The sequence below is a fragment of the Streptococcus sp. k-378 genome, from assembly GCF_013277505.1.
GTDB lineage: Bacteria > Bacillota > Bacilli > Lactobacillales > Streptococcaceae > Streptococcus > Streptococcus pseudopneumoniae.
Window position 1 is genome coordinate 1 of record NZ_VMNC01000078.1, and the last position, 8,629, is coordinate 8,629.

Sequence of the window (8,629 nt, forward strand, 5' to 3'; positions counted from 1 at the left end):
TACGGTAAGGCGACGTTGACGTGGTTTGAAGAGATCTTCGAAGAGTATTACCTTCAAGAAGCTCCATTGATGCCCCACCACCGCGTCACAAATACCTACACTAACACAAAAAGGTGACATAGCCACCTTTTTGTTAACGTTTCAGTTTTCTTCCTTTTTCTACAAAATCAGGATTTTGTAGAGACTAACGGGCTGAAATTATTTTTCTGTAAGTGCAGCCAAACCTGGCAATACTTTACCTTCGAGAAGTTCCATTGAAGCACCTCCGCCCGTACTGATCCATGAGAATTTATCTGCACGTCCAAGGTTGATCGCTGCAGCAGATGAGTCACCACCACCGATGATTGATTTAACTCCTGGTTGTTTCACGATAGCATCCATCACACCGATTGTACCAGCTTGGAAGTCTGGGTTTTCAAATACACCCATAGGTCCGTTCCATACAACTGTTTTGGCACCAGTTAAAGCTTCGTCAAATTTAGCGATAGATTTTGGACCGATGTCAAGACCAAGGAAGCCTTCAGAAACTGCTTCACCTTCAGTGTCACGCACTTCAGTGTAGCCAGCAAATGCGTTAGCTTCTTTTGAGTCAACTGGTAAAATCAATTTACCGTTTGCTTTTTCAAGGAGAGCTTTCGCAACATCCAATTTGTCTTCTTCTACAAGTGAGTTCCCGATTTCGATACCTTGTGCTTTATAGAATGTATAAGTCATACCACCACCGATAAGGACTTTATCAGCTTTTTCAAGCAAGTTTTCGATAACACCAATCTTGTCTGAAACTTTTGAACCACCAAGGATTGCTACGAATGGACATTCTGGAGTTTCAACTGCTTCTTGGATGTAGGCAATTTCGTTTTCAAGAAGGAATCCAGCAACTGCTTTTTCAACGTTTGCTGAGATACCAACGTTAGATGCGTGTGCACGGTGAGCTGTACCGAATGCATCGTTTACGAAGATACCATCTCCAAGTGATGCCCAGTATTTACCAAGTTCAGGATCGTTTTTAGATTCTTTCTTGCCGTCAACATCTTCGTAACGAGTGTTTTCAACCAAGAGAACTTGTCCATCTTCAAGAGCGTTGATCGCTGCTTCCAATTCAGCACCACGAGTTACACCTGGGAACACAACATCTTGACCCAATTTAGCTGCCAAGTCTGCTGCTACAGGAGCAAGTGATTTACCAGCTTTATCAGCTTCTTCTTTCACACGTCCAAGGTGAGAGAAAAGAATTGCACGTCCACCTTGTTCGATGATGTACTTAATAGTTGGAAGAGCTGCTGTGATACGGTTGTCGTTAGTGATTACGCCATCTTTCAATGGTACGTTGAAGTCAACACGAACGAGGACTTTTTTACCTTTCAAGTCAACGTCTTTAACAGTAAGTTTTGCCATGTTACAAAAACCCCTTTAATTATTTTATTCGAAACTATTATATCACACTTTGGAAATATAAGGAAAGATTTCACAAGATTTTTCGATATTTAATCTTCATCTTCTTTTTTCTGTTTCAATGTCAAGGCTAAACTAGCAAGACCAAGGCTTGCCAATCCTGCTATTAGGGCTTCATTGGCATCAGCAGTTCCTGTATTTGGCAATTGTTTACTTGCTTCTTCTGATTTAACTGCTGTATTTTGGGCTGGTTTTTCTTGTGTAGGCGCTACTGCTGGTTCAGTTTTTACTTTTGTTCCAATTTCAACAATTTCTGGAATCGCCTCTTGGATGACTTCTGTTGAACGAAGACGACGCTGACCGTTTTCATCAACTTCAAAGACATGTCTCAACAGACCATCTCGTCCCTGTATGATGACTCGTTGTTCCCCAACTAGCATATCAGCATTTTCATGCTCTTGACGGTCAAAGGCAACCTTTTCCTCTTGAACTTCCAATTTAGGAGCCTTTTGTTGATCAGAAGCCGGTTGATTAGTAGTTTTTGGAAGGACTGTGTTTTGTTGTTCTGGTTTAGTTGAGATAGTAACAAGGTCATTTGCACCATTAGATTCTACTCGTGGTTTCTCAGCAGATTCATAAACAAAGGCATAATGAGTAAAGTGTGGTGCTGTAAAGATAACATGACTATCCGTTTGTTCAAAAGCCAATTCTACTGCCTCTTTGCCTTCAGGTAAGAAGAATACTCTCTTCACTTTCTTATCTTTTTCAATTGGAATTTTCACAATAGAAGCGTAAGAGAGATCAACGTCTTGACCTTTTTCATCGAGACCTTCTATTTCAAAGACATGAGCATCTTCTCCAGCAAAGTATTTTTTCTCTTCAGCACTTGCTTGAACACGCTCTACTTTCAAGCCCTTGATGACAGTCTTCTCTTTATTTGAGAAGTGTACTTCAACACCTGTTTTACTATCAGAAAAGACTGCTGGCTTGTCTTCTTTCAATAAAGCAACCAGATCTTTCAAACTCTGTTTCGCTGTTGCAAGCTCTTCTGAACTCAAATCTACTTTTTCAACCAAGGCCTTGTTCTTTTCAAGAAGCGGAGCTAGGGCAGAACCTGAAGGATGGTTTGGTTTGGCAGCCAAGAGTTCTTGAGCCTCACCTGTTAAGCGATCGAGTTCTGTCTTTTCTTCCGTAAATTTCTCTTGACCATTCAGAGCTTTATGAGCTTCTGTCAATTTATTAAGTCGGTCATTAACCTGATCTTGGGTGCTAGTTTCATGGTCTTTCAACACTTGTTCGGCCGCTTCAATTGCTTTCAAGAAGGCTTCTTTTACTTCTGGTGAAGCAAAGTTATAGACCACCTTATTCTTAGCTGCTTCAACTTCTGCTAACTTTTGTTTGAGGTACTCATCGTTCAATGCGGCTTTTGGAGATACCAAAACATCAAAATTGACTTCATGACCTTGGTAACGAATCGTCAAGGTTTGACGACCAGTCTTTTGAGCATCGTAACCAGAAATTTCAACTCCCTCATCAGTAAAGGAATGTTCTTCCATGGTGTCATTGCTATAAGCCACTGCAAAGCGTCCTTCAGACAAGTCTAAGTTATCACCAACTAGGTAATCTTTTTTCGGTTCCTGACTTACTTTAATTCCCAAAATAGTTTTCGGACTTGCTTCATCTTGACTAGTAACAGTCACTGATAAATTCGCATTTACTGGTTGTCCCAAATATTGGAGAGTAAGATTTTGTTCTCCCTTATGATGCGTGTCAAATCCTGATACTGATACACCTGCGTGAGTTAGGCGAACGAGTTCGTCCTCAGCTCCACCTTCATACCGAACTCGAAGAACACCACCTCTAAGGTCCAAATCCTCCCCTTCGGCGTAGCTTGTTTTCTTAGGTCCTGTTTCTAGGCTGACTGACTTGATTCTTCTGTCATCTTTTGGAACGGAAACCGCTAGGACATTACTAATTTCCTTGCCTGGAAACTGGGTACGATAGTACAGAAGACCAGATTGATTTGTCAAATCCAATGGTGCACTTGCTAGGTCTCCTCCAACTTCGCTCTTCAAGGTTGCAAGCGGAGTTTGAGAATTTGGATTGTCATAAACGGTAATGGTTGCTCCAGCTGGTACATCCGCAAAACCAACCTGTACCTTGTTATTGCCTAGAGAACGGGCTGCAGCCTTGGCCATCGGAATATTGACACTCTCAGTATCAAGCTTTTCATACATTTTCCAGTTATAGATACGAATAGCCTTCCATGGAGTTCCATTGTCAGAAGTGACAACATTTAAGCGCCAATCTTGAGCTGTGATAGGTTTATCAAGGGTAATATCTGTAACATGAGCTTTATTGCCACGGACTTCCTTAGCCAACTTCCATTGACCATCCGCATCTTTATAATAGAGGTCAAAGTCTTTGGTGTTCATCAAACCATCGTTGACAGATTCTCCACCAGCTCCAGCATGATCCATGACCCATCTCACAACACGGCGTGGTTGTGTCAAACGAATATCAACGCTACCACTTAATTGAGAAGAAGACCATTTGTCAGATAGACTGGTGATGGTCCCTTTCAACATACCTTCGATACCTTCTCCACCTTCTGTATCTGGGAAGGTACTTCCGATAACAGTAGCCCCTGGAACGATGTTTTCTGCTAGAGGTCTTGGAAGACTTGTGTCTTGGACAGTCATCCCCCACTCAAAGTTTGTAGTTGCTGCTTCAGAACGAAGGCCATTCTTACCAACTGCAACAACCTTCAACTCCTGACTAGTACCAGTCGCACTAGCTGAGCGGCTAACTTTTGGTAGGTAGATCGTAGTTGCAGATGAACCTGTCAATAGGCGCCAAGCATCGCCATCCTTTTCATAGACTTCATAGAAATCAGCATCTTTATGACCAGTAAATTGTACAACTGCTTCCGCTTCTTGGGCATTTTTAAGGACTTGTTTGGCTACAGAAAACCTTGTCGGCGATTGTGGCTCTTGGTGATTGTCCGAGATAGTTAATTGTCCTAGGTTGAACTGATAATCTTTTACAGCACCTTCATGCTCGAAAAATAGTTTGACTGCATAGATGGTTTTACCTGCTAGTGAGCTGAGATCAAATTCTTCATTTGTCCAGTTGTCAGAAAGGGTTAGCTCTTTCCATGCATCTGCATCATCGAATTTGTAGTCTGGAGTTGTAGAGAATGCCATATAAACTTTAGAACCTTTTCCTCCCTTGTGGGCAACACGAAGTTTGGTCTTCTCAGTTACTTCTAACTTAGTAGAATAAAGTCTCACATCCTGATTTGTCTTACCGGCTACATCACCAGAGAATTTAAGAGAATTTCCGCCATTATAGGCAGCTGTAAAATCATATTCTGCATGAAGTTTTTCCCCTGTTGAAGTCTGCCACCAGCGCCATGTTGGAAGAACACCTGAAACTGAACGGTAATTCCACTCAGAATCCTTAGAAACCTTACCATCTACGAACCATTTTCTACCATGACCTGTATTAAAAGAAGTGGTAAAAGTATGACCTACTGCTGGCGTGCGGTCCGCAACTAGGTTGGCAATCCCGTACCAGTCCTTGTCATCTGGTTTTTGACCAGTTGGATCGCCTTGGTAACCAGTGAAGAAGATATTTTCATTCTTATGATAGTCTTCGCCTGTCTTGCCAAGACTTGTAATAGTATCTGGCGCAAAGAGTCCAAGTGACAAGCGAAGTTTGCCATTTTCATCTAAAAGGGCATCCCATTTCACTTTAGTCTTATAAGAACCACCCTGTTGCAATTCCAATCCTGCAAAGACATCGTACTGGCTACGCTCTAGCCATTTGGCCATAGCTACAGAGTAATCATTCTTCTCTTTGGTCCAGTTAAAGTTAGCAAAGAAGTGATCAGCGGGTACCTTGTCCCCCTCTTTTTGCATAAACTGATAGTTGTATTCTCCTAAACCATCTTGGTGGTAACGTCCATAGTTATAAGTCATGGCATCGTACCAAGAATACTTGATTGGATGGTTTACCTTAGCAGCATACTCCTTGGTATAGAGCATAAACTGGCGCATCTTTTCCCCAAGAGGTTCAACCAAATCCCCAGTTGTTTCTTGGTTAATGAAATAGCCATCATAGCCATAATACTTGGCCATATCTACCAATTTACGGGCAATTGGGAAGCTACCATCTGCGTCTTGCTTCAAAGCTTCAGCGAATTTTTCTTGATCAGCAATACTATTAGACCAGTTGAAGAAGAGTGTACCATATACAGGAACCCCGTTACGGTGACCTGCATCAATAACGTCAGGAGTTGGTACGAGACCTTCCCAGAAGACCATTGAATCTAGATATTGCCAATAGTCAAAAGCATAGGCCTTGAACTCTTCTCCACCAACAGAAGCATGGTCTTTTGCTTTAGAATTGGTGTTTGATAAGGCTTGAACTTTTGCTTCCTTGCTAGCTTTTTCATTGACTAAATGACCTGTCCGACGTGAAGCGAGGGCGACAGACCCGCGGTTAATAGCATCATCTTCACGAGCACCTGGTTCCCATTTTAACAATTCTTCCCAAGAATTAAATTTGATTTCCTTTGGTTTTAATGTTTTTTCCGTATTTTTAGGGACATCTGGCTGGACTTCTTTTTCAGTCTTATTAGCTTCTGCTGCTGGCTTAGACTCATCTCCTTGGCTAGTTGCTTCAGGCTTTGCTTCCGTTTCCTTGTCAGACTTTGGTTTTGCTTCTGCAGATGGTGTTTCTGCAGCCACCTCACTTGGTTTTTCCTCTGATTTAGCTACGCTTACTGCCTCTGCAGTTTCAGTAGTTGCAGCTTCATTGCTTGCTGGCGAAGCAGTTTCAGATGTTGTCGCTACTCCTTCTGCCTTTTCTAGCTTGTTTTCTCTAGCATGTTCCCCTTCATTCTGCTTATCAGCTTCATTAGTTGGATGCTCACTCTCTCCTGAAACAAGCTCTGTATTGGTTCCGCTATTTTCAGGAACTGCAGTTTCTTCTGCCAAGGCTGGACTAGCAAATAAAACAGCCCCAATCATCAGTGAGCAAGCCCCTACTGATAACTTACGAATACTGTAACGACAACGTCTTTCAAAAAATGAATTCTTCATTTTCTCCTCCTAAAAAATTGATTTTGTTGCACAAAAGAAAGCGCTTAACTTTCTTTATAAAATTTTTATCCCAATCACAGGGACCAAGATAATCACATTTTTATCCTAAAGCATTTTTTGACAAAAAACAATAGCTGTTTTCACAAATCTAAAATAAGGTTAAAAACTCTTAAAAATAATACACTTATCAATTATAATTTTCTTTTACAAACTTGACATTAACACTTGTTAGATTTACTTTTATCCTTTAAAATAGAATAGGAGATATTCCGCGATTATTTTTCGGAGGAAAAAGAAATGTCCATTAATTGGCAGGAAATTTTATTTCACTTTTTAGGTGGTCTAGGGCTATTCTTATATAGTATCAAGACCATGGGAGACGGTTTGCAACAAGCTGCTGGAGATCGCCTTCGTTTTTACATCGACAAATATACTAGTAATCCTTTCTTTGGAGTTCTGGTTGGTATTGGGATGACTGCTCTAATTCAGTCGAGTTCTGGTGTAACAGTTATCACAGTCGGTCTGGTCAGTGCCGGTCTCCTAACCTTACGTCAGGCTATCGGGATTGTCATGGGGGCTAATATTGGGACAACAGTCACATCCTTTCTTATTGGGTTTAAACTAGGTGACTATGCCCTGCCTATGCTCTTTATCGGTGCTGTCTGCCTCTTCTTTACAAAAAATCGGACAGTCAATAATATCGGACGCATCCTCTTTGGTGTCGGTGGTATCTTTTTTGCCCTCAATCTCATGAGCGGCGCAATGGCTCCACTCAAGGATTTACAGGTCTTTAAGGACTATATGATTGAGCTAAGTAAAAATCCTGTTTTGGGTGTCTTTGTCGGTACCGGCTTGACCTTACTGATTCAAGCTTCCTCGGCTACCATCGGGATTTTACAAAACCTCTACGCCAGCAATCTCATTGACCTGCAAGGAGCTTTGCCAGTTCTATTTGGTGACAATATCGGGACAACCATTACAGCCATCATTGCCTCTTTAGGTGCTAATATTGCAGCTAAACGGGTAGCAGGAGCTCATGTTGCCTTCAACGTTATCGGAACAGTCGTCTGCGTTATTTTTCTAGTTCCTTTTACAGCCCTGATTCATTGGTTTGAATCTACGCTAAATCTAGCACCGGAAATGACCATCGCCTTTGCTCACGGAACCTTTAATATTACCAACACCATTGTCCAATTTCCATTTATCGGAGCTCTGGCTTACTTTGTAACCAAGATTATTCCTGGAGAGGACGAGGTTGTCAAATACGAACCCTTATATCTTGATGAGCATTTCATCAAACAAGCCCCATCTATCGCTCTCGGAAATGCTAAGAAAGAGCTCTTGCACTTAGGAAACTACGCTGCTAAAGCCTTTGACCTTTCCTATAAGTACATCATTGACTTGGATGGAAAAGTTGCTGAAAAAGGGCATAAAACCGAAGAAGCCATTAACACCATCGATGAGCAATTAACACGTTATCTCATTGCCCTTTCAAGCGAAGCTCTCAGTCAAAAAGAAAGCGAAGTGCTCACCAATATCCTTGATTCCTCCCGTGATTTGGAACGGATTGGAGACCACGCGGAGGCTCTACTCAATCTGACTGACTATCTTCAACGTAAAAATGTTGAATTTTCTGATGCCGCCTTGAAAGAATTAGAGGAAGTTTATCGTCAAACTAGTGACTTTATCAAAGATGCTCTGGATAGTGTGGAAAACAATGATATTGAAAAAGCACGCAGTCTTGTAGAACGTCATGAAGCAATCAATAAGATAGAACGTGTTCTCAGAAAAACCCACATCAAACGCCTCAACAAGGGCGAATGTTCAACACAAGCTGGGGTCAACTTTATAGACATCATCTCACACTACACTCGTGTATCAGACCACGCTATGAACCTTGCTGAAAAGGTTTTTGCAGAACAAATCTAAGAACCAAGAAGCTATCCATCATAATTGGATGGCTTTTTGCTTTTTCCTAAGCAAGACTAGGCTGAATGAAACTGAAAGAGTATTCTGCAGATATATAGTATATTGAAACTAGAATAGTACACCTCTATTTCTAAAACATTGTTAGAAATCGATTTGACTGTCCTGAACGATTTGTCCTGTTATTATTTCATTTTATTATA

General features: G+C 41.4%; 3 protein-coding genes. 1 reads left to right on the plus strand and 2 read right to left on the minus strand.

Annotated elements, in window-relative coordinates; genetic code table 11:
- Nucleotides 1-198: 198 nt before the first annotated feature.
- A complete protein-coding gene (locus HT719_RS08060; RefSeq protein WP_172928824.1) occupies nt 199-1,395 on the minus strand; it encodes a phosphoglycerate kinase in 1,197 nt (398 codons plus the stop codon).
- A gap of 89 nt (nt 1,396-1,484) precedes the next feature.
- Complete coding sequence (locus HT719_RS08065; RefSeq protein ID WP_172928826.1) at nt 1,485-6,500, minus strand: bacterial Ig-like domain-containing protein; 5,016 nt, start codon at nt 6,498-6,500, stop codon at nt 1,485-1,487.
- A gap of 297 nt (nt 6,501-6,797) precedes the next feature.
- On the opposite strand from HT719_RS08065, the gene HT719_RS08070 reads away from it, so the two are divergent.
- Nucleotides 6,798-8,429, plus strand: a complete 1,632-nt coding sequence (locus HT719_RS08070; RefSeq protein WP_172928828.1) for a Na/Pi cotransporter family protein — start codon at nt 6,798-6,800, stop codon at nt 8,427-8,429.
- Nucleotides 8,430-8,629 lie beyond the last annotated feature (200 nt).